Below are 26,836 nucleotides of genomic sequence, written 5' to 3'. Positions count from 1 at the left end.
CGTCTTACCTCCACGTCTTTTTTCGTTTCCAACGGCGGTTTTCCCGCGCGCCGTCTTCACGCACACCAAGATAGAAGTTTTGGATGTCCTCGGACTTCAGCAGAGCCTCGGCGCTGCCGTCCATAACGATGCGTCCAACCTCCATCACATAGCCATGATGGGCCAGATCCAGTGCCGCATGAGCGTTTTGTTCGACCAGCATCATGGTCATCTGCTGTTCTTGGTTGAGACGTCTGAGAATCTCGAAAATCTCTTGCACCAGCATTGGCGACAGGCCCAGCGAAGGTTCATCCAGCAACATGATGCGGGGACGGGCCATTAGCCCACGCCCGATGGCCAACATTTGCTGCTGACCGCCTGACAGCGTGCCAGCTTCTTGTCCGCGTCGATCTTTGAGAACCGGGAAGTAACTGAAGACCAGCTCACGATCCTGTTCGATCTGGTCTTTGTCCTTGCGGGAATAGGCACCAAGGCTGAGGTTCTCATCAACAGTCAGAAGGGGAAAAACCTCGCGCCCTTCGGGGATATGCACAATCCCGCGTTGCACGACCTTATGTGGTTCGGCCCCCTGAATGTCTTCACCATCAAAGGTGATTTGTCCCTTTTCTGGGTCCATCACGCCCGAAACGGTCTTCATCAGCGTCGTCTTTCCCGCGCCATTGGCCCCGAGGATCGAGACGATCTGCCCCTCGTGAACATCCAATGACACCCCGCGAATGGCCATGATGGGGCCATAAAAGCTTTCGACATTGCGTATTCTCAGGATCGGCTCGGTCATGAAGCCTTCCCCAGATACGCTTCGATTACGGCCGGGTGAGCCTGCACTTGTGCCGGAGAGCCCAGTGCCAGTTCAGCGCCGTCGGCCATGGCCAAAACCCGATCTGACACGCCCGAGACCAAGCCCATGTCATGTTCCACCATCAGCACGGTGATGCCCATCTGACGCCGGATGTCATCGATCCACCATCGCATGTCACTGGTTTCTTCGACCGACAGGCCCGAGGCCGGTTCGTCCAACAACAGCAGTTTGGGATCAGTTGCCAAAGCGCGCGCGACCTCAACCACCTTTCGCACGCCATAGGGCAGCCCTGCGATCATCTTGTCGCGATACGCCTGAAGATCGAGGAAATCGATGATCTCTTCAACCTTCTCGCGGTTTTCGATTTCCTGCCGTCGGGCAGACGGAAGGAACAACAGCTCAGACAGCAGATTTGTTTGTCGATGCCGATGCCGCCCAACCAGAAGGTTTTGCAGAACGGTTGCGTGTTCGAAAAGTTCGATGTTCTGAAACGTCCGCGCTACGCCATACGCTGCAACGCCCGAGGGTTTAACGCGCAGCAGATCATGACCGTCGAACCGAATCGACCCGGCGTAGGGCTCGTAGAACCGCGAGATCAGGTTGAAAACGGTCGATTTACCAGCACCGTTTGGGCCGACGATGGCAAAGACCTCGCCCTCCAGCACTTCGAACGAGAGGTTATCAACCGCAGTGAGACCACCGAACTTTAGGGTTACATTTTCAAATTCCAGCAGACTCATCTTAGACGCTCCGTCTTCAGATAAGATTTTTGCCGTTTGAACATGTCCTTGCGGTAGAAGGGGAACAGCTCGAACCATGTGCGGATCTTGAGCCAGCGGCCATAAAGCCCCATGGGTTCGAACAGGATGAAGACGATCAGGATCATGCCAAAGATGCCAAATTCCAGTCCTGGAATGGCGACTGTGTTGCCGCCGAACAATGCTCCGACATATTCCTTTGATATTGACAGGAACTGAGGCAGGAACCCGATCACGATCGCGCCCAAAAATGCTCCGTGAATTGACCCGAGACCGCCGATCACGATCATCATCAGCAATTGGATTGAGATCAGAACACTGAAGGTTTCGTTGTTGAAGGCACCGGCAAACAGCCCCATCAACGCCCCGGCCCAGCCCGTCACAGCACAGGACAAAGCGAATGAGATCATCTTGGTCCGCGCAATGTCGATGCCCATCGCCTGCGCTGATACCTCAGAGTCGCGTACAGCGATAAAGCTGCGCCCTAAAGGCGCGCGCAGCAGGTTGATATAGCCCAAAGTCACAAGGACAGCGACGGTCAGAACCAGCCAGAAGAACTGATCCGGCGTACCCCACCGGTCAACCAGATGGCCAAAGATCTCGACCCCGCCGATATACTTGCCAGCGACACCTCCGGTGATGGGTTCGGACAGGACGATTATGTCGTCCATCAGGATCGAAAGGGCCATGGTGAAGATGGCTAAGTAAATCCCATGCAGCCGCAGGGCAGGGATGGCGACCGTCACACCTACGATGCCGGTCAGTATTCCTGCCAGTGGGAAAGCGATCAGAAAAGGAACCCCTGCTTCGATCAGGGCGACGTTGGCATAGCAGCCAAAAGCCAGAAAGGCAGCGTGTCCCAGACTGACTTGCCCGGTATGCCCGGTCAGGATCATCAGGCCCAGACCGGCGATGGCCCAGATCAGAACGTTTGTCAGTTCACCCAGATAGAATGCGTCCAACCACAAGGGGGCTGCTGCAACGACGGCCAGAAGGATCAGATACAGACACAGCTGATACCGGTCTTTCCAAGGCCTGATGTCCTGCATGTAATTGGTTTTGAACACAATCCGCATGGCTCAGACCTTTTTGACCCGAACCTGGCTGAACAGCCCGTTGGGTCGGAAAATCAGCACGGCCAACAGCAGGGCATAAGGCGCGACCTGGCTGTAGCCAGCGGCGATGTATCGGCTGGCAAAAGGTTCGATCACGCCAACTATAAGCCCTCCGGCCAGAGCACCGGGCAGGCTGCCAAATCCACCGATTACAGCCGCTGCAAATGCCTTGATGCCCAGCAAGCCTGTGGTTGGATCTACCGCGCCTTTGGCTGCGAACAGGATACCGGCGATACCGGCGACAACGCCGGCCAGTGCCCAGATAAAACCCTGAACGCGTTTGACCGGAATGCCCATGTAGTAAGCTGCCAACTGGTTTTGTGACGCGCCTTGCATCGCAAGACCGAGTTTGGTGCGGCTGAAGAAGACATAAAGCGCCCCGGTCAGAAGGATCGTGACGACAATCACTGCCACATCCTCCATCCCCAGTACCAGACCGCCAAAGCGGACCTCTTTCCCTGCAAGCGGGTTTTGCAGCGTTTGAGGCTCGTGCCCCCAAATCAGCCCTGCCACAAAGCGGATCACGAACCCCAAAGCGATGGTCAGTATCACCACAGCGGTTTGGCTTTCACCGAACAATCGCCGGACAATCAGCCGATCCAGCAAATAGCCCAGAGCACCCATAATCCCCAGTGAGATCGGCAGGGCCATCCAGAAGGGCAGACCCATATACTCGGTATTTGTCAGGCCGATGGTCACAAAGGCCCCCAGCATCATGAAATCGCCTTGCGCGAAATTCACTGCTTCGGTCGCCTTGTAGATCAGAACAAAGCCAAGTGCGATCAGGCCATAGACGCAACCATTTGCCAGTCCGCTGATCAGCAGCTGTGCGTTATCCAAACTGTCCTCCCTCCAACGACCAACCGATGCCGTCAGCCTCACGCAGAGCCTCAGGGTGCGTACGGTTCTTCTACTATGGCGTGATTATCACCTTTCCGTCACTCTTTTTCAGCGCATCGGCCAGATTTGGCACCAAATTTCTGAGCGTAAGGTGTTCAGAAACATCCGTTTTCCAGCGCCCGTCCGCGAAACGCGCCTGAACCTCGGCCACCACTCGCATCTGATCCGCCGGTGGCGTCGACATCATCCATTGTGTCAGCCAGAAGCCTTCGATCCGCTTGCCCATAAAGATCAATTGACCGGTCTGGGTCAGGGTCGGCGCTTCGGTTGAAAGCTTGCCATAGGTGATCCAGCGCGCACGGTTTGGCATGGCGCAGAACAATTGTTCCGACAGTTGGTCAGTTACGGCGTCAAGAAAGATGCGCGGCTTCATGGACGCGATCAGTCCGGCGAATTGCTCAACGACATCTGAATCTGTCGTCACCAGGACTTCGGCAGCGCCGAGTTTCTTCAATGCCTCAACAGTCTCAGCGCGCCGCACGAGCGCAATGGGTTTCAGCCCGAGATCGCGGCCAAGGCTGCACATGAGCTTTCCGAGCTGGCTGGTTGCAGCGGACACGACAAACGCGTCGCCGTCGGCCTTGGCCATGTCCACCATCGCCATCGCGGTCAGCGGATTGACGATTTGCGCGGCCCCGTCGTCGTCTGAAATATCCGGCCTCAGGGGGATACACATCTGCATCTGCGTGACGACATATTCAGCCCACGCACCGGACCCGGCAGCGACAAATGCAACGCGCTGACCTTGAAGGGCTTCGGCACCTTTGCCGGTGGCTAAAACATCACCGCAACCTTCGAAACCGGCAGGGGATCCCTTTACACGAGGTTGGCCATACTCACCTTTAATGAAATGCAGGTCGGATGGATTGACCGATGCAGTGCGCAGTTTGATCAGAACCTGACCCGGACCGGGTTGTGGTACAGGCACTTCCGCGGGTTCAAGCCATTCGGCAGCATCCGTAATCACCGGCCCGCTGGAAGTGCCGGAATATCCGTCATGTTTCAAAATGGTGGCAAACATGGTGTGCGGCAAATCTGTCATTTGGTCATCCTTGATTAAATTGGAGTGACACGCGCCGTATCGAAACAAAATGCTCAAGAAAGCATGGCGCGGGTAGGGAGTCAGAATCAGCCAATCAAAAGCCGCTTAAGGCGTCAATTCAATGCCGAAATAACGTGGGGGCACCCAGAATGCGCCCAAGGGGGGGGCTTACCCATAAGGGCAGCCCCAAGTATTTTATTGTTGGGTCAAAAGGTTGGTCAGTTCCTGGATTTTCTGAGCGATCGTTTCCGGCGATTCTTTGATGTCGTTTACGATCTGAATTGCTTGTTCTTTCAAGTCCGCAGCCAATGTGCTTTCTTCCAGAGACGTCATGATGCCGTCATAGTCGAAATTTGCAGGGTTCAGCTTGCCTTCCTGGATCCAGGAGTTCAGCAGCTCTTGCCCCTGACCAGCCAAAGCAGCGACCTGATCGCCTGCCTGCTGTGCGGCGTCTGATGCTTGATCGGCGACGGAAGATGCCGCCTCGGACGCCTGTTCAGTCAATGATGAAGCCGCTTCCGAGGCCTGTTCTGTGGCGGCGTCAACTGCGTCGGATGCGGCGTCTTGTGCCGCGGTGGCTGCATCGGCCAACGCGTCACCGGCGTCTTCGGCCGCTGACTGCAAACGTTCTGCCGGAGTTGTTTCCGGTTGGTTCAGGTAATAATATCCGCCAACGCCGATTGCGGCGAGAGCCAGTATCAAAATTAAAGTACGCGACATGTGAATCTCCTTTGGAATTTGCGTCGCAGGGATGATCCAAAACTAGCGCAATGACAAAGGGGAAATCTTGTGAAGTCTCGGCAAAACAGAGGTTTGAGCCGGGCTGTGCTGATCGGGCGTATTGCACCCGGCAAAATCACGCTGCTTTCGGGACATACCCTTCTGGACTGCGCAGTGATCCGCCATTGATGTCGCGCGCTAACGCAAATACTCGCTGTGCCCGGTTTGTATAGCCAATTGGGATAGTGGCGGAGAGACAGGGATTCGAACCCTGGGTGGGCTTGCACCCACAACGGTTTTCGAGACCGCCCCGTTCGACCACTCCGGCACCTCTCCGCGGGGGTCTGTGAGGGGGGGATTTAGTGAGGAACGGGCAGGGGTGCAAGCAGAAAATTCCAGAATTGGTCAAAGCCGGGTTTTTCCATTGCCAGCGGACGGAAAACACCTACTCTGAATACTATGACACAGCCCGCACACCGCTCTGTTTTTCTGTTTTTGGCACCACTATTGGCGTTTGTTCTGACTGCCGCGCCTTTGTTGGCGTCTAACCGCGACCGGATCGAGGCTTTTTTGATTACAACCGGATTTGATGTTGCGCTTGAAAGCATAGCGCTGAGTTCTCGGTCCGCGCCGCAGATGCTGGGCATCGACCCTGACGGGTTCGGATCGGACTGGGCACGTCTGACGGATGAGGTATTTGACGTCGAGGCCATGCACCAAACGGCTGTTTCCATTCTTGAGGAAACGCTGAGCGATGAGGCATTGGCACATGCAGTTGAGTTCTATGCGTCCGATCTGGGACAGCGTTTGGTCGAAGTTGAAAATGCGTCTCATATGAACGCAGACAATGAAGCCAAGCAATTTGAAGGCCAGCAGATCATCTCGGACCTGATCAAAGAAGGGTCGCAAAGGGTCGAAAGCTTCAAGCGAATGGGTGCGGCCATCGATTCGACCGACACAGCACTTCGAGCATGGCAGGAGATACAATTTCGCTTCCTGCTGGCGGCCAGCGCATCCGGCGTCATCGAGTTGCAAATGGATGCAGAAACCTTGCGAGAGCTTTTGAGAAGAAACGAGCCCGCGATGCGTCAATCCCTTCAATTGTCCAGCCTTGCCGGCGCAGCTTACACGTACAAGGATTTCTCGGACGAAGATGTGAACGCCTATGTCGAGGCACTGGAACAGCCCTTGATGCAGGAAGTTTACGAACTTCTGAATGTCATACAATTCGAAATCATGGCCAGACGGTTCGAGGTTCTTGCCTCCAGGATGGCTGAATTACATCCCGCGCAGGATATTTGATGCAGCGGTTCGTTCAGGTTCTGATCTTTGCCCTTTTGGGGGCTCCCGCGCTGGCGAATGAAAAGATAGACCGCTTGGCTCAGGCCATGCACCTGCCTGACGTGATGGAGATTCTGGTGCAGGAAGGGCAAGAGCACCGGAAAAACCTTGATGAAACCATGCTGAGCAACACCGGTGGGGCGCTTTTCGAAGCACAGGTCAATGACATCTACGATCCAGCGTGGATGCAGGATCACCTGACTGATGCGTTCGAGACCGGCATGTCGGATGCGCAGCTTGATCAGGCCATCGTGTTTTTCGAGAGTGATCTGGGTCAAACGATCATAACACTTGAAAACTCGGCTCGTCAGGCGATGTCGGATCCGACGATCGAAGATATGGCGCGCGACGCGTTTGAAGAATCCGCACGCACGAGCACACGGTTTGCTTTGGTTGAGGAATATATCGAAGCGAACAATCTGGTTGAAAAGAACGTTCAGGGGTCTTTGACGTCAGATTATAACTTTTTTCGAGGCCTGGATGTGGATTCAAGAACAGACACTCAGGACTTGCTGGCAGAACTTTTGTCGCAGAAGGACAGCAGAACAGCGGACACCGAAGCGTGGCTCTATGCCTTTTTGTTGCTGGCCTATCGCCCGTTGGACGAAGCACAAATGCGAGAAAATATCGCTTTTTCCAGAACGGATACCGGACAAGCGTTGAACGATGCGTTGTTTGACGGGTTTGATCGTATGTTCAACGATATTTCCTATCAGTTGGGACAAGCGGTTGCCCGTGCCCTCAGGGCGTCTGACCTTTGAGGCTGCTTTGGTGTTGACTTTCTTCTGCAATCTATGGATAAGCGCGCATCCCGGCCGGTAATCCGCGCCGGGTCTCGTTATTATTTGACCCTGAAGATACGTCGAAAGGGTCTGTCACACAGCCCGAAAAGGGCGCGCTGTTCGAGGTGGCTTAAGCCAGTAACGCCCGGAAGGGGACCACAGAACGCGGGTATGAAAAGGAAAGACGCATGTTTGCGGTCCTCAAGACTGGCGGCAAGCAGTACAAGGTTCAGGCGGGCGATATCCTCCGCGTTGAAAAACTGGCTGCCGATGCAGGTGAAAAAGTTCAATTCAACGATGTTCTGATGCTGGGCGGCGACGCTCCGGTTGTTGGTGCACCTTTCGTTGAAGGCGCAGGCGTACAGGCCGAAGTGATCGAACAGATCAAAGGTGACAAGGTCATCAAGTTCGTCAAACGCCGTCGTAAGCACAGCTCGAAGCGTACCGTTGGCCACCGTCAAAAGCTGACTCTGGTCAAGATCACCGACATCCTTTCGTCGGGCGCTGACAAGTCGGGCATCAAAGCTGCAACCGGATCGGCTCCGGCTGGCGAAGCGGCACCTGCTGCAAAGCCTGCCAAGAAAGCTGAAGCCAAAGCAGAGGCACCCGCCGCTGCTGCTGCCGCTGACGATCTGACCAAGCTGAACGGTGTCGGCCCTGCCGCTGCCAAAAAGCTGGTTGAGGCCGGTATCGAGAGCTTTGCCGCTCTGGCCGCCTTGTCGGACGAGCAGATTGCTGCTATCGACACCATCAAAGTGAAACCCGAATGGGTTGAGCAAGCCAAAGAGCTGGCTCAGGGCTAAGGAGAGAGAGAATGGCACATAAAAAAGCTGGCGGTTCCTCCCGTAACGGTCGCGACTCAGCTGGTCGCCGCCTTGGCGTGAAACTGTATGGTGGCCAGGCAGCCATCGCAGGCAACATCATCGTACGTCAGCGCGGCACCAAGTTCTGGCCGGGCGAAGGCGTAGGCATGGGCAAAGATCACACCATCTTTGCAACCACCGATGGCGCCGTAAAGTTCCACAAGGGACTCAAAAACCGCACCTTCATTTCGGTCCTGCCAGTGGCGGAGGCCGCAGAGTAAGCCGAGACCCAGAAGGTTAATAAAAAATTCATGGGGGACCGGCAGAAAATGCCGGTCCCTTTTTCGTTTTAGGCCCAGTCCAATGACAGACGTGATCAAAACCCAGCGCCTTACCCTGTGCCGCCCTCAGATGGGCGACGCACCGGCTGTGGCGCGGGCAATGAATGATCTTGCTGTGTCGCGTTGGCTGACCCGCGCGCCGTACCCCTATACCCGTAAAGATGCGAGGGAATTCATCGGGCGGAATCGAGGGAAACGGGGGAACGCATTCCTTATTTTCCGCAGCTCCGAATTTGTAGGCTGTATCGGCACGGCACGAGAGCTGGGCTACTGGATCGGTCGTGAACATTGGGGTCAGGGCATCGTAACCGAGTCCGCGAAGGCTATAATCACCCACCATTTCGCAAATGGTCACGCGCGTTTGAAAAGCGGTTATTTTGTTGGAAACCAAGCGTCACATCGCGTTCTCAGCAAGTTGGGGTTCAGCGCAGGATCGCTGGAACGGGCAAGCTGCCGAGCGACCGGTAAACGGCATTCCGTGCGCAGAATGTATCTGACCCGCAAGCGTTGGGAGGCGACGCAATGACCGTCGCAACCACCAGCTTCCTGATCTTTGCCGCCTCGCAGGTCGGCACGCCGGGACCGGCCAATATGGTCCTGCTGGGAACAGGTGCGCGCTATGGCTTCCGGGCGGCCCTGCCGTTTGTTGTAGGTGTCGTTCTGGGCAAACAGTTGATTATCTGGCCTGTGGGCTTTGGTCTGATGCAGATGGCCGAACAAGCGCCATTTGTGTTTTCTGCGCTGAAATACGCCTCTGCTGGTTATGTGTGCTGGTTGGCCTGGAAGATCGCCAACCTTCGCTTGTCGCGTGACGGGGTAGGTGGTTCGGTGCCGGGTTTCTGGGCCGGACTGATCGTGCATCCGCTGAACCCCAAAGCCTGGGCCATGATCATTGCCGGGTTTACCGGTTTCGTCGCGGCTGGCACGTCCAGTTTGGACGCTACGTTCACGATCGCTCTTTGTTTGTTCATCTGCCAGGTTGTTTTGCACCCGATCTGGACCTTCGCAGGCGATAGAATTGCCCATGCGGTTGAAGGTCGCCCTGCGGAAAAATATCTAATGTGGACGTTGGCCGGGCTTACGGTTGCGTCCGTCCTTTTTGTGTTGTTCGGAGGAGGAACACACCAATGAAACTTGAAGCAATAATAAATCAGCCGGTCATAGAAACCGAGCGGTTCGATCTGCGCCCATTGCGTCGGTCGGATATGGGACTGATCGAGCATTACGCGGGGGACGAGCGCGTGGCGCGCATGACCACAAGCATCGCGCACCCGCTGGCGCCCGGCTCGACCGAGGCTTTTGTCACCCGTTCGATGGCAGAAGACCGGGACGAAGATGTTTGGGTGATGGATGCAATCAAGGACGGTGGCCCGGAACTAATTGGTCTGATCACACTGAAACGACTGGATCGGAATCAGTCCGAGGTCGGATATTGGGTTGCACCGATTTATTGGAACACAGGTATTGCGTCTTTGGCCGTTGAAGCATTGGTCAATGCCAACCCGCTAAAGAACGCGACCATGTTTGCCAGTGTGTTTCAGGACAACCCCGCCTCGGCGCGGGTGCTGACCCATTGCGGGTTCCAGTATCTGGGGGATGCGGAAAGCTATTCGGTGGCGCGCGATGCGAATGTGCCCACCTGGACTTACAGTAAAAAACTCTGACTTGTGGCCGATGGGGCCTTTGCAGTAGGGGACAGACCATGAAATTTCTCGATCTTGCAAAGGTCTACATCCGGTCCGGGGCCGGAGGTAGCGGCTGCGTCAGCTTCCGACGCGAAAAGTACATTGAATATGGCGGACCCGATGGCGGGGACGGCGGCAAAGGCGGGTCTGTCTGGGCCGAAGTTGTGGACGGGCTGAATACCCTGATCGACTTTCGCTATCAGCAGCATTTCTTTGCCAAGAACGGTCAACCGGGCCGGGGCCAACAGCGTACCGGTAAGGACGGCGACGATATCGTTCTGCGCGTGCCTGTAGGTACTGAAATTCTGGATGAAGACGAAGAAACCGTCATCTGCGATCTGACTGAGGTTGGACAGCGCGTGCTGCTGGCCAAGGGCGGCAATGGCGGGTTTGGAAACTTGCACTTCAAATCTGCGACCAATCAGGCACCGCGCCGGGCCAATCCCGGGCAGGCGGGGATCGACCGGACCATCTGGCTGCGGCTTAAGCTGATCGCGGATGTGGGGCTACTGGGAATGCCCAATGCGGGTAAGTCGACCTTTCTGGCGGCCACATCGAACGCGCGCCCAAAGATTGCGGATTATCCCTTCACCACGTTGCACCCCAATCTGGGCGTCGTGGGAGTCGACAACGTTGAATTCGTAGTTGCCGACATTCCCGGCCTGATCGAAGGCGCACATGAAGGGCGCGGTATCGGGGACCGGTTCCTTGGCCACGTTGAACGCTGTGCCGTGCTTTTGCATCTGGTTGATGGCACCTCTGAGTCAGTTGCCGAAGATTACCGGACAATTATTCACGAGCTTGAAGCCTATGGCGGTGAACTTGCTGAAAAACCTCGGATCACCGTTCTGAACAAGGTCGACGCGCTGGATGACGAAGAGCGGGAATTGACCAAAGCTGAACTGGAGGAAGCCGTGGGCGGCCCCGTCATGACCATGTCGGGTGTGGCCCATCTGGGTGTGACCGAGGTTCTGCGCGCGTTGCGGGCGCAGATCGACGACAATCGCGTGCGCCATAAACCCGCTGAGGAGGCTCAGCCTTGGCAGCCCTGACCTCTGCCCGCCGTCTGGTGGTGAAAATCGGATCCGCCTTGCTGGTGAATCGCGACACCGGTTTGCTTCGGTCGGACTGGTTGACCTCGTTGGCGCAGGACGTCGCCTGGCTTAAGGGGCAGGGGACAGATGTTATTTTGGTCTCTTCCGGGTCAATCGCGTTGGGCCGCGGTGTATTACGGTTGCCGACGGCGGCTTTGCCTTTGGAAAAATCACAAGCCGCCGCTGCAGTGGGACAGATCCGTCTGGCGCGGGCCTATGAAGAGGCTTTGACTCCGCACCAGATAACCACGGCACAGGTACTGGTGACGCTGGAAGACAGTGAGGACCGCCGCCGTTATTTGAACTCACGGGCCACTCTGGAAACTTTGTTGGGTCTTGGGGTTGTTCCGATTGTGAACGAAAATGACACGGTTGCCACGGACGAGATCCGATATGGCGACAATGATCGTCTGGCCGCGCAGATTGCTGTAACGGTCGGGGCCGATCAACTGATCCTGCTGTCCGATGTGGATGGGTTCTATTCCGGTAATCCGAACGAGGACACCACAGCCACCCGGTTCGAAACCATTGATCGGATCACACCCGAGATCGAGGCCATGGCGGGTGATGCAGGTTCGGGCCTGTCCAAAGGTGGGATGAAGACAAAACTGCTGGCTGCCAAGATGGCCACGGCTGGTGGCTGCGCGATGGCAATTACTGAAGGGTCGGTGTTGAACCCGCTGAAATCGCTGGAAAACGGCGCGAACTCAACCTGGTTTACGGCCACGCTGGACCCGCACGCCGCCCGCAAACGCTGGATATCTGCGATGAAACCACGCGGAGAGATCACCGTGGATGACGGGGCCGCCAATGCTCTGGCCAATGGCAAAAGCTTGCTGCCTGCGGGTATAGTCGAAGTGACTGGGGACTTTGGGCGCGGCGATCCTGTCGCCGTTCTTGACGCCAAAGCACGGCGTCTGGCTCAGGGCATCAGCCGATACACCGCGCAAGAGGCGGACGCGATCAAAGGGCGCAAATCTTCTGAAATTGAGGCAACGCTGGGCTACCCTGGCCGCGCAGCCTTGATCCATCGGGATGATCTGGCCCTGTAAGCACTGTAAAAGACGACCAGAAAGGCACGCGACATGAAAGATTTCGACAGCATTCCCGCTCTGATGGCCGATCTTGGGAAACGCGCCAAAGAGGCCTCGCGTGATCTGGCGTTTGCAAGCGCTGAGCGCAAACACGCTGCATTGATTGCCGCTGCGGATGCGGTTTGGGCCAATCGTGAAAAAATCATCGAAGCGAACCAAAAAGACCTGGAATTTGGCCGTGACAAGGGCCTGAGCCCGGCGATGATGGATCGGCTGATGCTGGATGAGCCTCGCATTCAGGGCATGGTCGATGGGCTGCGCACTGTGGCCGATCAGGCAGACCCGGTGGGTGAGGTTCTGGCCGAATGGGAGCGCCCCACTGGATTGAAGATTCAGCGGGTCCGTACGCCTTTGGGCGTCATTGGCGTGATTTATGAGAGCCGGCCTAACGTGACCGCTGATGCCGGTGCACTGTGCCTGAAGTCCGGCAATGCCGTCATCTTGCGGGGTGGGTCCGAGAGCTTTCACTCCTCAGCTGCAATCCATGAATGCCTAGTCGAAGGTTTGAAAGCGGCCAACCTGCCTGAGGATGCAATTCAATTGGTGCCCACTCGGGATCGCGCAGCGGTGCAGGAGTTATTGACCCTAACCGACTATGTCGATGTCATCGTTCCGCGTGGTGGCAAGGGGCTGGTGGGTCTGGTGCAGCGCGAGGCACGTGTGCCGGTCTTTGCTCATCTGGAAGGAATTGTTCATATCTACATCGACAAAGCTGCTGATCCGCAAAAGACGCTCGATGTCGTGCTTAACGCAAAGACCCGCCGCACAGGTATCTGCGGGGCCGCCGAATGTTTGCTTATTCATCAGGATGTCGTTGAAACACTGGGGCGCAGTGTGATCGAGGCTCTGCTGGCCGCAGGTGTTGAGGTTCACGCCGCAGGTGCTTTGGCAGTCGAAGGTGCACAGGCCGCGACGTCAGAGGATTGGGGAAAGGAATTCCTTGATAGCGTCATCGCAGCGAAACCCGTTGAGGATATTGACGCGGCGATCGCGCATATCCAGCAATTTGGGTCTAACCACACCGATTGCATCATGACCGAAGACGATGCGGCGGCGGCCCGATTCTTTGAACGTCTCGACAGTGCTATCCTGATGCACAATGCCTCCACCCAGTTTGCAGATGGCGGTGAGTTCGGTATGGGCGCGGAAATCGGGATCGCCACGGGCAAGATGCACGCGCGCGGCCCCGTGGGTGCGGCGCAACTGACCAGTTTCAAGTATCTGGTCCGTGGGGACGGAACAACCCGAGCTTAGAACCTGAGCGAAACGCGCGTTGCGGTGGTTTCTACCGCGACGCGCCGTCCAATCGCCTTGGCTGTTTCCGGCAACAAGGCAAACTGTACCTGCGCGGGTGTCAGTTTGTTCGGAAAACGTCCTGTGACCACGTGTTTCCACAAGTCGCTGTCCACGTTCAGCTTGTCTGCCGAGCCGGTCACAATCCAGTTCGTGCTCTGACTTGTGATGTCGACGGTGCCCCCCAATGGCATCGCACTTTCGCAGCACATCAATGCCAAAAAGGCCAGTTTGACCTGATTGCGCGGAACAGGCTCGGTCAGGTACCAGTTGACCCGTACACGCCCAGCACGTTCGACGTCATTCAGCAGTTCGGTGATTTCGGCCCGCCCAAGTGGTTGGTCGCTGGCTGACCCGAACGCCACCCGGAAAAAGCGAATACGCGCTCCCGCACTGCCAACACTGCCCGAGATCAGCTCCATCTCGGGACCTTGAACAGCGCCAACCATATCCAACAGCTCAAGCCCGTTGGTGATGGCCCCGATTGGGCTGATCAGATCATGGCAGATCCGAGAGCCGATCAACTCGGCCAGGTTGACGTCCGAAGCGCCCATGCGTACCTCCTGCTGTATCTGCCACCGGATCCAGGAGTCCCGCATGACAGACATGAATGCCATTCTTGCACCGGGCATGTTTGTCCGCCACCCGGATTTTCCCGAATGGGGCGTTGGACAGGTTCAATCCAACATCGCAGGCAAGATCACCGTAAACTTTCGCGAGCAGGGGAAAGTGGTAATCGACGGAACGCGCATCGCCCTGATGCCGGTCTTTGATCCGTGAAACTGGTTTAGGAAAAGTTAACAACTCTGACCAAACCGCCAGTTGTTGCCTTCGATTGGCCAACTGCGGTATCAGCGGCGAAAAGAAAAACGGACGCATCTATTATGCCGGATACAGGCCCATCCTTTACCGTCAAGCTGGCCGAAACCGAGGCAGAGCTGCAGGCTGCGCAACGTCTGCGTTATGACGTCTTTGTGCGTGAACTCGGTGGTGGTGGCGACTTGGTGGATCACGAGGCGGGGTTAGAGAAAGACCGGTTTGATCCCTATTTTGATCACATGTTGGCCTATGACGACGGCACGGGTGAAATAATTGGCGTTTACAGGATGTTACCGGGTGAACGTGCAGCGGAAGTGGGCCAATTCTATTCCGAAGATGAATACGATCTGACCGTGTTGAAGAACAGCGGCCGCAAGCTGTTAGAGCTTGGTCGGTCCTGTGTGCATCCCAATTATCGCGGCGGCACCGCCATGTATCATCTTTGGAACGGGCTGGCAGCTTATGTCACTGAACGTGAGATCGAGGTGCTGTTCGGGGTCGCAAGCTTTCACGGCACGGATGTCAGTGCATTGGCGCAACCTTTGTCGATGTTGCATCACAACCATCTGGCGCCGGAAGATCTACGGGTGCGGGCGCAGCCTGAAGTGTTTCAATCCATGGATCTGGTCGCAAAGGCCGCGCTGGATCGGCGTTCGGCCATGGTTCAGGTGCCCGCATTGATCAAAGCCTACCTTCGGCTCGGTGGTTTCGTGGGCGAAGGCGCGTTTATCGATCATAAGTTCAACACCACCGATGTGTGCCTGATCCTCGACACTGCGCGTATGAACGACCGACAGCGCCGTATCTACAGCGGGGCCTGACATCTGTGAACGATCCGCTTTGGAACAGTGAGGATGAGCCCGATCCGATTGATCTTGGATTGATTGGATGGCTGCTGGTCATCCTTCGAGGGCTGCCCCTGGCCCTGCTGGTCTTTGGTGGCTTGATCGTGCTTTTGGCCGTGCGAATGGTTGAGTACCCGTTATGCGGGGTTCGCAGGCCCGTTACGCCGTTCATCACGCAATTTGTGTGCAGGAATGCATTTCGCGTTCTTGGTATGGGGTTCCGCACCTCTGGCGTGTTGATGAAAGAGCAGGGGGCCGTGGTGGCGAACCACACCTCTTGGCTGGACGTTTTCGCCTTGAACGCGCGTAAAAGGGTCTATTTTGTCTCGAAGGCCGAGGTTGCAAAATGGCCAGGAATCGGATGGTTGGCGCGTGCTACCGGCACCGTGTTCATTCAACGGGATCGTGCAAAAGCCAAAGAACAGACCAAAGTATTCGAGACACGTCTGAAAGCAGGTCACAAGCTGTTGTTCTTTCCCGAGGGAACGTCGACCGACGGTTTGCGTGTTTTACCTTTTAAAACAACGCTTTTCGCCGCGTTCTTTGCAGATGAGCTGCGCGATTTTATGTACATCCAGCCTGTCTCGGTCGTCTTTCACGCGCCCAAAGGGCAGCCCAAACGGTTCTACGGCTGGTGGGGCGATATGGAGTTCGGCCCGCATCTTCTCAAGACGCTCGGCGCGCGCAGACAGGGATCGGTTGAGCTGATTTATCACGCTCCGGCAAAGGTCAGTGACTTTGAAAACCGCAAGACACTTGCGGCTTATTGCGAAGAGGCGGTCAGGCACGCCCATGCATTGGCTTTGCTTGAAAAATAAGGGCGATTGGCCCTTGCACTGCATCAAAACCTGCCGTATACGCGCGCCATTCAAACCCGCAGGCGGGGTTTGGGCTTTTTGAGGGAGACATCCTCATCAAGACCGCCGGTTGGAGCATCCGCTTCTTTCACCCCCGCCCAGGCGTAAACCGGAAAAGGAAAATAGCATGGCTCTTCCCGAGTTCACCATGCGTCAGCTGCTGGAAGCTGGCGTTCACTTTGGTCACCAGACACAGCGTTGGAATCCCCGCATGGGCCCGTTCATCTACGGCTCGCGCAATGGCATCCACATCATGGACCTGACCCAGACCGTTCCGATGCTGGATCAGGCTCTGCAGGCTGTTCGTGACACCGTTGCCAAAGGTGGCCGTGTTCTGTTCGTAGGCACCAAGCGTCAGGCCGCTGGCCCGATCGCTGAAGCGGCTGAAAAGTCGGCTCAGTACTACATGAACCACCGCTGGCTGGGCGGCACGCTGACCAACTGGAAAACCGTTTCCCAGTCGATCAACCGTCTGAACCAGATCGACGAAGCCATGGAATCGGGCGCCGAAGGCCTGACCAAGAAAGAACGTCTGGGCATGGAACGTGACCAGGCCAAGCTGCAAGCTTCGTTGGGCGGTATCCGTGAGATGGGCGGCGTTCCTGACCTGCTGTTCGTCATCGACGTCAAAAAAGAAGCACTGGCCATCGCCGAAGCCAACAAGCTGGGTATCCCGGTTGTGGCTGTTGTCGACACCAACTGCTCGCCCGATGGTGTTGACTACATCATCCCCGGCAACGACGACGCAGCGCGCGCAATCTCGCTGTATTGCGACCTGGCCGCACGTGCCGCTCTGGACGGTATGACCGCTCAGATGGGTGCTGCAGGCGTTGATCTGGGTGCCTTCGAAGAAGCACCGGTTGAAGAAGCCGTTGCTGAAGAAGCGCCTGCCGAAGCAGAAACACCTGCTGAAGCGTAAGCTGCCCGTCACGTAATTGACATATGGGGCAGGGTAGACCTGCCCCAATTCCGTTTGAATTGAGGAGAGCCAAAAGATGGCAATCACAGCAGCAATGGTTAAAGAACTGCGCGACTCGACCGGCGCAGGCATGATGGACGCAAAAAAAGCGCTGACCGAAACCGGCGGCAACATGGACGAAGCCGTTGACTGGCTGCGCACCAAGGGCCTGGCCAAAGCGGCCAAGAAATCGGGCCGTACCGCAGCTGAAGGTCTGGTTGCAGTTCACGTGAACGGTGGCAACGGTGTTGCTGTCGAAGTGAACTCGGAAACCGACTTTGTTGCGAAGAACGCTGAGTTCCAGGAAATGGTTGGCAAGATCACCTACGCTGCTGAAGGCGTCGACAATGTCGAAGCTCTGCTGGCTGCTGATCTGGGTGGTAAATCCGTTGCAGACACCATCACCGACAAGATCGCCACCATTGGCGAAAACATGTCGGTCCGCCGTATGTCCAAACTGTCGGGCGACACTGTAGTGTCCTATGTCCACAATGCGGCCACCAACGGCATGGGCAAAATCGGCGTTCTGGTTGCGCTGTCAGGCGGCGACGAAGCCATCGGCAAGCAGGTTGCGATGCACATCGCAGCTGTGAACCCCGCTGCTCTGTCGGAAGCCGACATGGATCCGGCTGTTGTCGAGAAGGAAAAGCAGGTTCAGATGGACATCGCCCGTGAATCCGGCAAACCGGAGCAGGTGATCGAGAAGATGATCGAAGGCCGTATGAAGAAATTCGTGGCCGAATCGACTCTGCTGAACCAGTCGTTCGTTGTGAAACCTGACCTGACCGTTGAAGCAGCGGCAAAAGAAGCAGGCGCAACCATCACCGGCTTTATCCGTTTGGAAGTTGGTGAAGGCATCGTTGTCGAAAAAGAAGACTTCGCAGCCGAGGTTGCCAAAGCCGCTCAGGGCTAAAAAAGGTATTGGGAAAGGCTCCGCTTGGGGCCTTATCTCTGCAAAACGAAAGGGTTACGCTGTGCGTAGCCCTTTTTTTTCGCGCAAAAAAATCGCGTTGAACGTGTGCTTTTTTGTTGTCTGAGGATGAAATGGAGGGCCCCGCTTGATGGGGATGGTCGGGGCCCCCCAAAATTCCGACACAGGTACGCGGACAAATAGGCGCCCCCTCGTCAGAGTGGCTGGAGAGCTCTGAAATTGCAAAGATCCAACCGAATGTTCCCTGGCTAAAGCCACCACTCACGGAACACTCTCACTTTGCAACTTTTACGCCGGATTTGAAAAGTAGTGATTTCCTTACCTAGGGTAAACTGACGCGGGATAGCGTCAAAATCTAGCGGTCAGGCTTCCATTATGAACATCTGATTGTGTAGTGACGCCTTGAGAACGGCTTGCGCCGTTGTTTCGACTGACAACGACTCGCGCGCGAGTCGCAGGTGCTTTTCCACAGTGGCAGAGGTCAGCCCCATGAGCAGAGCGATGTCTTGCGTGGTTTTACCGTCGCCAACCCATTGCAAAGCTTCTCGCTGCCGTTTCGTCAAAGCACGGTTTGGCGGGTTGAAGGGCAAAGTGAGAATTTTCAGATGCGCGACATTGTTCATCAACAGAATGTCTTCGCCATGCTCTTGCCAGACTGCGTCGATCTCTTCCTGGCTCATCCCGTTTTGAGCCGAAAGTGAAATCGCACCTTTGGATCGCATGGAGACAGAGTTGAAACTGACCGTATAGCCAGCCACTACACCCATCGACTTGTTAAACTCGAACACTTTGCGTTCTTCGTTCGTCAAAGTTCCGCTGGAGTTCATGTCTTGAATCATTTTCCAGCTGGCAGCGCCTTCATTGTCCAATGCCCATTTCAACATGGGGGCATGAAAATAAAGGCCGCCCTTCAAGAACCCGTCCACATAAGCGCGCTTATGGTTTGTCAGAATTACAAAGTCTTCGGGGTCGCCCAAAGACGTCGCCGTTCTATAGACCGTATATCCATAGATCAGGCGATCGAATCCGTATTTACGCATTTGACGACAATGCGCATCCCACAGGTCTTCCATGGTCTTGGTGTAGCTGACGTATCGTAGGTATTCCTTTAATGTCATGCCGCGTCACCTGCTTTCAAATACGCGGCCAGAGCATCCAGAGCCAGAATGTAACTTTGCGCACCGAAGCCACAGATCTGACCCACGGCGACCGGCGCGATATACGATTTGTGCCGGAACGGTTCGCGGGCATGAATATTGGAAAGATGTACTTCGACCAACGGTAAGTCGACCGAGGCAATTGCGTCCATCAACGCAATCGATGTGTGGGTAAAGGCACCGGCGTTCAGAACAAGGCCTGATTGCACGCCACGCGCGGCATGGATTGCGTCCAACAATACGCCCTCGTGGTTGGATTGCAGATGGGTGACATCCAACCCAACAGACGCGCCATGCTGCACGCATTGTTCTTCGATCATATGCAGAGTTGTGCTGCCGTAGACCTCAGGCTGACGTGTGCCAAGCAAGTTGAGGTTTGGGCCGTTTAATACCAGTACTTTATGCATGTCTTCACAATCCCCATTAGTGGTTCATAGACATCTAAAGGCCGGGTTGTCTACCTAGCTTCACACAACAAATCTGCGCCTGCGGCTTTAGTGCAAAACGCGTCGAGAACCTATGTTTTCGTGTTTAGCTCATTCCATCGTTATGACCAGTTTTCCAAGGACAGATCGTTGTGACATCTGCTCAAGTGCTTCGGAGGCACGTGCCAGGGGAAACCGGGCGCTGATATGGGGTTTTACTTGCCCAGAGGCATGAAGGGCGAACAGATCTGAAATGTTCCGAGCGTGACCCTTGGGGTCGCGGTAAACGGACGCACCCCAAAAGACACCGACGATCTGGCATCCCTTCAACAAAGGCAGATTTAAGGGGATTTTGGGAATGCCTGCCGGAAATCCAACCACAAGATAGCGCCCGTTCCACGCCATACAGCGCAAGGATGGTTCGGCCAGAGCACCACCCACCGCGTCATAAACGACATCCACCCCGTTGGGTCCCGCGATTTTCTTGACCTCGGCAGAAAAAGCCTTTTGCGCGTCTTTGTCCAAATCGTGCGGATAGATGACGACCTCATCTGCTCCAATCTGGCGGCAAAACGCGGCCTTTTCAGCCGATGAAACGCCCGCGATCACTTTAGCACCCATGGCTTTGCCAAGTTCAATGGCAGCAGATCCAACGCCACCGGCTGCGCCTAACACCAATAGTGTTTCGCCGGTCTTTAGGTCAGCCCTGTCTTCAAGCGCGTGATAGGAGGTTCCATAGGTGAAAATGAAACAAGCAGCGTCTTCATATGGCATTGTCTCAGGTATCTTGATGGCAGTGTCCGCCCGGAGCGTCGCGTGGGTCGCAAAGCCATCATGCCCCGTCAGAGCAAGGATGCGATCGCCAACCTCAAAACCAGTCACGTTTTCGCCCAACGCCAGTACTTCGCCTGCAATTTCGCCACCTGGGGCAAAGGGGCGCGGCGGTTTAATCTGATACAGGTCGCGGATGATCAACGTATCCGGAAAGTTCACACCCGCAGCTTTAACAGCAACCAAAAGCTGGCCTTTACCGGGCTGAGGGTCGGGCAGGGTGGTAAGCTCCAGTGTTTCGGGCCCGCCCGGTGCGACGCTGAGTAATGCTTGCATACAACCTCTGTTCTGCCTGTAACGTGTCATTGGGAAGTTTTGGTGCCGCTTTAAAGTTTGTCAACGTGAACGACGGCCGCCTGCCGTAACGGTAACAGGTGGAACAGGGCAAGCTCTGACAGGCATCAACGAGAGTGAGGAGCACCAGAATGACGCCAAACACCCTATTTTCGCTTGAGGGCAAAACCGCACTTGTCACAGGTGGCGCAACAGGCATCGGGCGAATGGCGGCCGAGGCGCTTGTGCGAGCAGGCGCGCGCGTTTTGATTGCCTCGCGCAAAGGGGACGCCTGTGCTGAGGTTGCAGCGGAGCTGAACGCACTGGATGCGCCAGGGCATGCCGAGGGCTTTACCGGTGACATAGGCAGCGAGGCAGGTATAGCCAGCCTTGTATCTGACATTCAGAAGCGAACAGAAACTCTTGATATTCTTATGAATAACTCGGGCGTGTCGTGGGGCGCGCCACTGGGGCAGTTTCCTTACGACGCCTGGGACAAAGTGATGTCTGTCAACGTGACGGGGATATTCGAGCTGACCCAAAGGCTTTTGCCTATGCTCATGCAGTCGGGAACCGCTGACGATCCCGCCCGTGTTGTCAATGTGGGGTCTGTAATGGGTGAAGTGCCCATGGGGGACGGGGCCTATAGCTATTCGGCGTCTAAAGCTGCGGTTCTGCATCTCACAAAGATCATGGCTAAAGAGCTTTCTCCGTACCACATTACGGTCAATGCACTGGCACCGGGGCCGTTTGTATCCCGGATGACGGCGTTTGCCACAGCGGATGAGACCACCCGGGACAAAGTTGGCAAATCAGTCCCTCTGGGCCGGGTTGGACGTGAAGAGGACATTGCAGGGTGCATGCTGTTTTTGTGCGGCCGGGGCGGCAGCTATGTGACCGGAGCCGTAATTCCGGTTTCCGGCGGGATCAATGTGGTGACTGCAGGTAATATTTTTGCAGAAGCTTTTTGATCGGAAGATAAGCCATGAGCAATGACACCAATCTCGATCTGGCTGCTGTGGATACGTATCTCAGCGCGCATCTTTCAGGATACAAAGGTCCGTTGGAAGCAACCAAATTCACGGTTGGGCAGTCCAACCCGACATTTGAGCTTCGAACGCCCGAAACCACTTATGTACTGCGGCGTAAACCCCCGGGTGTGCTGCTGAAATCTGCCCATGCCGTCGATCGCGAGTTCAGAGTGCAACGCGCGCTGTCAGGCAGTCAGGTTCCGGTGCCTGAAATGTTCCTGTTGTGCGAGGATGATACTGTAGTCGGTTCAGCGTTTTACGTGATGGAACGTTTGCACGGCAGGGTCTTTCCCGAACCAACCCTGAAAGGCGAAAGCAATGAAACGCGCACTGCTGTGTTGAATGAAATGAACCGGGTGCTTGCCGGTTTGCATATGGTCGACATCGATGCTGTCGGTCTGTCCGATTTTGGACCTGTTGGTAACTACTACGAGAGGCAGATATCGCGTTGGACCAAGCAATATCGCGCGTCCGAAACGTCTGTGATTGAAGACATGGATGCTTTGGCAACCGAACTTGAACGCTCGGTTCCCGCGGATGATGGGCAGCGCACTTTGGTGCACGGGGATTATCGCATCGACAACCTGATGTTCGCGCCGGACGGCACGGACTGCATCGGAGTGTTGGATTGGGAATTGTCAACGATTGGTCATCCGTATGCGGATCTGGCCGCCGTAATCATGCAATGGCAGCTGCCGCCGGGAAAACAGGGACGCGGTCTGGCGGGGATCGACCGCGCCAGCCTGGGTCTGCCCAGTGATCAGGCCTTTGTTGCCCAATATTGCAAGCGACGGGGTTTGCAGGGCATTGACAACTTCGGGTTCTACCTGGCTTTCAACTTCTTTCGTATGGCAGGCATTTTGCAGGGCGTTTACAAGCGCGCTTTGGATGGAAATGCCTCGGATCCGGAACGGGCCAAGGCATATGGTGCTTATGTTCCATTGTTTGCGCGGCACGGGCTAGAGGCGCTGCGCAGAACATTCAGTTGATTGTGTAGGCCTCAGGAATCAATCGCTTTGTGTTCGCTCTAACTCTACCTTTACGTTCGGCAGGCTGTTCTTGCCAAAAAACATCTCGGACCCGACGAACAGAGTAGGCACACCAAAAACGCCGCGGCGAACGTTGGCCTTAGTTTGATCTTTCAGGTCTTGTTTGACTTCGGGGCCGGTCATGGCTTCACGGATTTTGCGCACAGGCAATTCGTTTTCGTGCAGGATGTCGACAAGAACCGCCAGTTCGTCGACCTTTTGCCCATGTACCCAAATCGCATCAAATATCGCGTTTATGTACTTGGTTTCCCAGGATTTACCTTTGGCAAAATGAGCTCCGCGCATTGCGAATTTGGTGTTCATGGGGAAATGCGGACTCATGTGAAAACTCAAACCGCGTCGCCGTGCAAAGCGGTGAAGATCATGAGTCAAATAGGCTGTTTTCTGGCGGTTTTCTGAAAACGCTTGAAATGGGCTTTGGTTATGGGTCGCCTTGAAGACGATCGGTAGAAGAACAGGAACGTAATTTATCTCAACATCGTGTTGCGCGGCCAGATCTGGCAACACCTTGTGAGCCAGAAAGGCATTTGGGCTGCAAAAGTCGTAAACGAAATCGATGCTTTGCGTCATTATTATCCCTTCCTTCCGTTTAAGAGCTCTGTTCGGGTCATCACACTGCGAATCCGAGATAGCCGCAGTCTAACACTTCAATGCAGGGCAAGCTTGAGTCGTCTGAGGCGAAACCATGGATAAGTTAAATTTTCGCTGTTAACTCAGGCTTCAAACCGACACACTCAAAGAAGAAAACCGGATGAAAGAGGGTCCTATGCCTCAACAGCCAGTGATGTTTGATCAGTCGCGCCTGGATCGAATTCGGGTCTGGATGGACAGCTATGTCGAGCAACGGAAGTACGCAGGATCATCTTTTTTACTTCGCCAAAACGGGTCCGAAGCGTTCTTTCATGCAAGTGGTCTCAGGTCAGTGGAAAACGATCTGCCATTTGAGCGCGATACGTTGGTGCGCATCTATTCGATGACAAAGCCGATCACATCCGTTGCCCTGATGATGATGGTTGAACGCGGTCTGTTTCATTTGGACGCGCCACTGTCCGACTTCCTACCTGAATTCAAAGAGATGCGAGCGCTTGTTCCAGAAGCAAAATCCATAAATCAGACCGAAGATGCGCCAACGCCAACTCTGCATCAGTTGCTGACGCATACCAGCGGCTTTAGCTATCCGTTCAACCCTGGAATTCTGCCCGAAGCCATGGATGAGCAAGATCTCATGTTCAAACCAAATCAAGGACTTCTGGCAGATCGCGTGCAAGATTTGGCCGGTCTTCCGCTCGCATTTCAACCGGGTGTCCGCTGGGAATATTCGGTCGGCACCGATGTTCTGGGCCGGGTGATCGAGGTTGTCTCTGGCCAGATGCTAGCGCAGTTCTTTCAAGAGCATATTTTTGAACCGTTGGGCATGTGCGAGACTGGCTTTTTGGTGCCATCTGGGGCAGGGGACCGATTTGCATCGCTCTACACACCGCTGGCAGGGGACGCCATGGCGCTGAACTCAGCCAATCAAGGCGATGACAGCCTGCGACTGGTCGACAGTTGCGCCAGATCACCGTTCACCGAAACCACGACCTTTTCAGGCGGTGGCGGGCTGATCTCGACGCTTGATGACTACGCTAAGTTTGCAGAAATGCTGCGCAATCGCGGCTTTGGAAACGGAATGCGCCTGCTTGGGCCAAGGACCGTCGAGTTCATGATGCGCAATCATTTGCCGGGGGACATCGCCTCGATGGGGCCGAAAAGTTTTGCCGAACAACCAATGGAAGGGATGGGTTTTGGCCTTGCGGGGTCAGTTGTATTGAATCCCGGACGTGTGCGGGTGCCCGGTTCGATTGGGGATTTCAGTTGGGGCGGCATGGCTTCGACCTATTTCTGGATCGATTGGCAGAACGACCTGACGGCCGTTTTCTTCACCCAGTTGTCGCCATCCAGCTCATACCCATCCCGTGCCGAGCTAAAGGCGCTGGTTCATGCGGCCATGATTGAATGATCTCAACCGGGCTGGTACCCAAGGCGCGATTACCTAACTGTACGAGCTTGAGATGACCGAAGCGGAACGTGTCTTACTGGATCTTCTGGATATTGAACGACTGGAAGTTGATTTGTTTCGCGGCACGGGTTCGGGTGGTGAAACGCCGACTCGTATCTTTGGCGGACAGGTTATTGCACAGGCGTTGGCCGCTGCGTATCGGACAGTTGAAGACCGCTTGTGCCATTCTCTCCATGCGTATTTCATTCGTCCGGGAGATCCTGAAAAGCCCGTTATTTATCAGGTTGATAGAGCGCGAGACGGAGGTTCTTTTACGACGCGTCGCGTGGTTGCCATTCAGCACGGAAAACAAATTCTGAACATGTCTGCATCTTTCCATGTTCAGGACGAAGGCTGGGATCACCAGCATTCAATGCCATCCGTGAAGGCGCCCGAGAACTACCCGTCCCGCTCCGAGCTGCGGCAATCCTATGTTGACCGTGTGCCCGAGCGCTTGCGCGGTGAGTTACTGCGTGAACGCCCGATCGAGGTGCGCGATGTGGATCCTTTGGATCCGTTTGCTCCAAAAGTTTCTGACGACCGGAACCAGACCTGGTTTCGGATGTCTGCAGCGGCTTCAGCCCATGCGAAAACGCAGCATCTTTTGCTGGCCTATGCCTCGGACATGAACCTCATGTCTTCAGGCTTGCGTCCCCATGGCCTGAGTTGGTTTAGCGGCGAATTCAATGGCGCGAGCCTTGACCACACGCTTTGGTTCCATGCACCTGTTCAGTTTCAGAATTGGCACCTCTATGTGATGGACTCGCCTTGGACAGGGCAGGGACGCAGTTTTAATCGAGGCTCAATCTACTCTGAAGATGGTACTTTGGTGGCATCTGTCGCTCAGGAAGGGTTGATGCGCAAGGCTCATCTAAAACGCTAAGATTGGCTATTAAACTTCTGATGTAACTTAGACATTCCGGATAGCCACCTGTCATAGTCCGCAGTTTTGAGCCGCATGTAATCCAGAACTTGTTGATGCGGCAGTACAAGAAACTGTTCGGCTTGTATGGCTTTGACGCAGGCTTCGGCAACGTCAGTCGGTTCCAGCATTCCGTCGATGGACGCCACCGAGACTTCATGTCCTTCGGTCATCTTCGAACGGACCGCTTGCGGGCACAAAACCGAGACATTTAAACCCTGTGATCCGTATGTCAGCGCAAGCCATTCTGCAAATCCAACCGCAGCGTGTTTACTAACAGCGTATGGTGCCGCGCCTGGTTGGTTTAACAAACCGGCAGCTGAGGCGGTCGTCAGTATATATCCGCCGCCGCGCGCAATCATGAGGGGAACCAGATGCCGAGCTGTCCAAACATGTGACATCACGTTGATTTTCCAGATTCGGTCCCAGTCTTCATCCGCAGTTTCGATTCCACCGAGTGTCAAAACTCCGGCGTTTGCGCAGAACAAATCGATTGGGCCGACTGTGTCTTCGGCAAAGTCGATCAACGCCTTGATTTGATCCTCGCTGGAGACATCACAGGCAAACGCATGCCCATTTATCTGAGCGGCCAGAGATTGCGCGCCGTCTTGGTTTATGTCCGAACACACAACACGCGCGCCTTCATGCGCAAACCGTTCGACCAATCCACGACCAATGCCATGCGCGGCGCCTGTTACAACAACTGTTTTGTCTTTAAGGTTCATTTACATTCCTAAGCGCCTAGAAGCAGTACAGAAACAGTGAACGTGTGGCTAACGTTAGACAAGCTACTTCTAAAAACTAACCATAATACAAATTACACGATATATTGATCTTACCTGGGCACATTCTAAACTGCGTTGCGACAATTCCCCTATCTTGCTGAAAAGCAAGGAGAACGGAAAATGGCACACACGGAATTAGATCTGCACG

31 protein-coding genes and 1 tRNA gene are annotated in these 26,836 nt (G+C 55.3%); 19 read left to right on the top strand and 13 right to left on the bottom strand.

The window, feature by feature from the left end:
* Positions 1-4: 4 nt before the first annotated feature.
* The 7 genes from ACR0EV_RS07960 to ACR0EV_RS07930 all read right to left on the bottom strand — a co-directional run bounded on the left by ACR0EV_RS07960 (position 5) and on the right by ACR0EV_RS07930 (position 5,670).
* Entirely contained in the window at positions 5-778 is a 774-nt protein-coding gene (locus ACR0EV_RS07960; RefSeq protein WP_480799612.1) for an ABC transporter ATP-binding protein, read from the bottom strand.
* The gene (locus tag ACR0EV_RS07955) at positions 775-1,539 is read right to left on the bottom strand and encodes an ABC transporter ATP-binding protein (RefSeq protein WP_480799611.1); all 765 of its coding nucleotides are present in this window, start codon (positions 1,537-1,539) and stop codon (positions 775-777) included. Before ACR0EV_RS07955 ends, ACR0EV_RS07960 begins: the two co-directional genes overlap by 4 nt.
* On the bottom strand, positions 1,536-2,633 hold the full coding sequence (locus tag ACR0EV_RS07950; RefSeq protein ID WP_480799610.1) for a branched-chain amino acid ABC transporter permease: 1,098 nt from the start codon (positions 2,631-2,633) through the stop codon (positions 1,536-1,538). Before ACR0EV_RS07950 ends, ACR0EV_RS07955 begins: the two co-directional genes overlap by 4 nt.
* A 3-nt stretch (positions 2,634-2,636) precedes the next feature.
* Entirely contained in the window at positions 2,637-3,512 is an 876-nt protein-coding gene (locus tag ACR0EV_RS07945) for a branched-chain amino acid ABC transporter permease (protein WP_480799609.1), read from the bottom strand.
* A 73-nt stretch (positions 3,513-3,585) separates the two neighbouring features.
* A complete protein-coding gene (locus tag ACR0EV_RS07940) occupies positions 3,586-4,614 on the bottom strand; it encodes an alcohol dehydrogenase catalytic domain-containing protein (RefSeq protein WP_480799608.1) in 1,029 nt (342 codons plus the stop codon).
* A 195-nt stretch (positions 4,615-4,809) separates the two neighbouring features.
* Entirely contained in the window at positions 4,810-5,334 is a 525-nt protein-coding gene (locus ACR0EV_RS07935) for a hypothetical protein (protein ID WP_480799607.1), read from the bottom strand.
* 246 nt (positions 5,335-5,580) lie between these two features.
* Positions 5,581-5,670, bottom strand: a tRNA-Ser gene (locus ACR0EV_RS07930).
* A gap of 123 nt (positions 5,671-5,793) precedes the next feature.
* On the opposite strand from ACR0EV_RS07930, the gene ACR0EV_RS07925 reads away from it, so the two are divergent.
* The 10 genes from ACR0EV_RS07925 to ACR0EV_RS07880 all read left to right on the top strand — a co-directional run bounded on the left by ACR0EV_RS07925 (position 5,794) and on the right by ACR0EV_RS07880 (position 13,728).
* On the top strand, positions 5,794-6,636 hold the full coding sequence (locus ACR0EV_RS07925; RefSeq protein WP_480799606.1) for a DUF2059 domain-containing protein: 843 nt from the start codon (positions 5,794-5,796) through the stop codon (positions 6,634-6,636).
* Positions 6,636-7,436, top strand: a complete 801-nt coding sequence (locus tag ACR0EV_RS07920) for a DUF2059 domain-containing protein (RefSeq protein WP_480799605.1) — start codon at positions 6,636-6,638, stop codon at positions 7,434-7,436. Before ACR0EV_RS07925 ends, ACR0EV_RS07920 begins: the two co-directional genes overlap by 1 nt.
* A 209-nt stretch (positions 7,437-7,645) precedes the next feature.
* Positions 7,646-8,260, top strand: coding sequence for a 50S ribosomal protein L21 (locus ACR0EV_RS07915; RefSeq protein WP_171183244.1), 615 nt, complete (start codon positions 7,646-7,648; stop codon positions 8,258-8,260).
* 11 nt (positions 8,261-8,271) lie between these two features.
* Positions 8,272-8,541 (top strand): 50S ribosomal protein L27, encoded by a 270-nt coding sequence (rpmA, locus tag ACR0EV_RS07910; RefSeq protein WP_039535512.1) that lies wholly within the window; start codon positions 8,272-8,274, stop codon positions 8,539-8,541.
* An 82-nt stretch (positions 8,542-8,623) separates the two neighbouring features.
* Positions 8,624-9,127, top strand: coding sequence for a GNAT family N-acetyltransferase (locus ACR0EV_RS07905; RefSeq protein ID WP_480799604.1), 504 nt, complete (start codon positions 8,624-8,626; stop codon positions 9,125-9,127).
* Positions 9,124-9,732: a LysE family translocator gene (locus tag ACR0EV_RS07900; RefSeq protein WP_480799603.1), complete on the top strand. Its 609-nt coding sequence runs from the start codon at positions 9,124-9,126 to the stop codon at positions 9,730-9,732. Before ACR0EV_RS07905 ends, ACR0EV_RS07900 begins: the two co-directional genes overlap by 4 nt.
* Positions 9,729-10,265 (top strand): GNAT family N-acetyltransferase, encoded by a 537-nt coding sequence (locus tag ACR0EV_RS07895; protein ID WP_475194949.1) that lies wholly within the window; start codon positions 9,729-9,731, stop codon positions 10,263-10,265. The genes ACR0EV_RS07900 and ACR0EV_RS07895 overlap by 4 nt, the downstream gene beginning before the upstream one ends.
* Positions 10,266-10,303: 38 nt before the next feature.
* A complete protein-coding gene (gene obgE, locus ACR0EV_RS07890) occupies positions 10,304-11,338 on the top strand; it encodes a GTPase ObgE (protein ID WP_171090079.1) in 1,035 nt (344 codons plus the stop codon).
* A complete protein-coding gene (gene proB, locus ACR0EV_RS07885) occupies positions 11,326-12,432 on the top strand; it encodes a glutamate 5-kinase (RefSeq protein ID WP_480799602.1) in 1,107 nt (368 codons plus the stop codon). Before obgE ends, proB begins: the two co-directional genes overlap by 13 nt.
* 33 nt (positions 12,433-12,465) lie before the next feature.
* Positions 12,466-13,728 carry a glutamate-5-semialdehyde dehydrogenase gene (locus tag ACR0EV_RS07880; RefSeq protein ID WP_480799601.1) on the top strand — a complete coding sequence of 421 codons (1,263 nt, stop codon included), beginning with the start codon at positions 12,466-12,468 and terminating at the stop codon, positions 13,726-13,728.
* On the opposite strand, the gene ACR0EV_RS07875 is transcribed toward ACR0EV_RS07880, so the two are convergent.
* On the bottom strand, positions 13,725-14,321 hold the full coding sequence (locus ACR0EV_RS07875) for a histidine phosphotransferase family protein (protein ID WP_480799600.1): 597 nt from the start codon (positions 14,319-14,321) through the stop codon (positions 13,725-13,727). The two genes, ACR0EV_RS07880 and ACR0EV_RS07875, sit on opposite strands and share 4 nt — an antisense overlap.
* Before the next feature lie 43 nt (positions 14,322-14,364).
* On the opposite strand from ACR0EV_RS07875, the gene ACR0EV_RS07870 reads away from it, so the two are divergent.
* From ACR0EV_RS07870 to tsf, 5 genes are all read left to right on the top strand, one after another.
* A complete protein-coding gene (locus ACR0EV_RS07870) occupies positions 14,365-14,547 on the top strand; it encodes a DUF3553 domain-containing protein (protein WP_050602459.1) in 183 nt (60 codons plus the stop codon).
* 104 nt (positions 14,548-14,651) lie between these two features.
* Positions 14,652-15,407: an L-ornithine N(alpha)-acyltransferase gene (olsB, locus tag ACR0EV_RS07865; RefSeq protein WP_480799599.1), complete on the top strand. Its 756-nt coding sequence runs from the start codon at positions 14,652-14,654 to the stop codon at positions 15,405-15,407.
* A gap of 5 nt (positions 15,408-15,412) precedes the next feature.
* Positions 15,413-16,249 (top strand): lyso-ornithine lipid O-acyltransferase, encoded by an 837-nt coding sequence (gene olsA, locus ACR0EV_RS07860; protein WP_480799598.1) that lies wholly within the window; start codon positions 15,413-15,415, stop codon positions 16,247-16,249.
* A gap of 166 nt (positions 16,250-16,415) precedes the next feature.
* On the top strand, positions 16,416-17,207 hold the full coding sequence (gene rpsB / locus ACR0EV_RS07855) for a 30S ribosomal protein S2 (protein ID WP_480799597.1): 792 nt from the start codon (positions 16,416-16,418) through the stop codon (positions 17,205-17,207).
* 76 nt (positions 17,208-17,283) lie between these two features.
* Positions 17,284-18,159 carry a translation elongation factor Ts gene (gene tsf / locus ACR0EV_RS07850; protein WP_480799596.1) on the top strand — a complete coding sequence of 292 codons (876 nt, stop codon included), beginning with the start codon at positions 17,284-17,286 and terminating at the stop codon, positions 18,157-18,159.
* A gap of 380 nt (positions 18,160-18,539) precedes the next feature.
* Here tsf and ACR0EV_RS07845 read toward each other — a convergent pair whose 3' ends face one another.
* The 3 genes from ACR0EV_RS07845 to ACR0EV_RS07835 form a co-directional block, all read right to left on the bottom strand.
* Positions 18,540-19,295, bottom strand: coding sequence for an autoinducer binding domain-containing protein (locus ACR0EV_RS07845; protein ID WP_480799595.1), 756 nt, complete (start codon positions 19,293-19,295; stop codon positions 18,540-18,542).
* On the bottom strand, positions 19,292-19,741 hold the full coding sequence (aroQ, locus tag ACR0EV_RS07840) for a type II 3-dehydroquinate dehydratase (protein ID WP_480799594.1): 450 nt from the start codon (positions 19,739-19,741) through the stop codon (positions 19,292-19,294). Before aroQ ends, ACR0EV_RS07845 begins: the two co-directional genes overlap by 4 nt.
* 129 nt (positions 19,742-19,870) lie before the next feature.
* A complete protein-coding gene (locus ACR0EV_RS07835) occupies positions 19,871-20,866 on the bottom strand; it encodes an NADPH:quinone oxidoreductase family protein (protein ID WP_480799593.1) in 996 nt (331 codons plus the stop codon).
* A gap of 149 nt (positions 20,867-21,015) precedes the next feature.
* Between ACR0EV_RS07835 and ACR0EV_RS07830 the strand changes: the two genes are divergently transcribed.
* Together ACR0EV_RS07830 and ACR0EV_RS07825 are read left to right on the top strand one after the other, a co-directional pair.
* Positions 21,016-21,834 carry an SDR family oxidoreductase gene (locus ACR0EV_RS07830; RefSeq protein WP_480799592.1) on the top strand — a complete coding sequence of 273 codons (819 nt, stop codon included), beginning with the start codon at positions 21,016-21,018 and terminating at the stop codon, positions 21,832-21,834.
* Positions 21,835-21,848: 14 nt separating this feature from the next.
* Complete coding sequence (locus ACR0EV_RS07825; protein WP_480799591.1) at positions 21,849-22,883, top strand: phosphotransferase family protein; 1,035 nt, start codon at positions 21,849-21,851, stop codon at positions 22,881-22,883.
* Between the two features lie 18 nt (positions 22,884-22,901).
* Here ACR0EV_RS07825 and ACR0EV_RS07820 read toward each other — a convergent pair whose 3' ends face one another.
* Positions 22,902-23,513 carry a DsbA family protein gene (locus ACR0EV_RS07820; RefSeq protein WP_480799590.1) on the bottom strand — a complete coding sequence of 204 codons (612 nt, stop codon included), beginning with the start codon at positions 23,511-23,513 and terminating at the stop codon, positions 22,902-22,904.
* A 196-nt stretch (positions 23,514-23,709) separates the two neighbouring features.
* Here ACR0EV_RS07820 and ACR0EV_RS07815 point away from each other — a divergent pair, with 196 nt between their 5' ends.
* Together ACR0EV_RS07815 and ACR0EV_RS07810 are read left to right on the top strand one after the other, a co-directional pair.
* Positions 23,710-24,942: a serine hydrolase domain-containing protein gene (locus ACR0EV_RS07815; RefSeq protein ID WP_480799589.1), complete on the top strand. Its 1,233-nt coding sequence runs from the start codon at positions 23,710-23,712 to the stop codon at positions 24,940-24,942.
* Positions 24,943-24,994: 52 nt separating this feature from the next.
* The gene (locus ACR0EV_RS07810; RefSeq protein ID WP_480799588.1) at positions 24,995-25,864 is read left to right on the top strand and encodes an acyl-CoA thioesterase; all 870 of its coding nucleotides are present in this window, start codon (positions 24,995-24,997) and stop codon (positions 25,862-25,864) included.
* Here the strand turns inward: ACR0EV_RS07810 and ACR0EV_RS07805 are convergent.
* Positions 25,861-26,628, bottom strand: a complete 768-nt coding sequence (locus ACR0EV_RS07805; protein WP_480799587.1) for an SDR family oxidoreductase — start codon at positions 26,626-26,628, stop codon at positions 25,861-25,863. The two genes, ACR0EV_RS07810 and ACR0EV_RS07805, sit on opposite strands and share 4 nt — an antisense overlap.
* Positions 26,629-26,836 lie beyond the last annotated feature (208 nt).

Source organism: Ruegeria sp. CF8, assembly GCF_056537285.1.
Note: the sequence above shows the minus strand (reverse complement) of the source record. Positions and strands in the feature narration are given on the sequence as shown.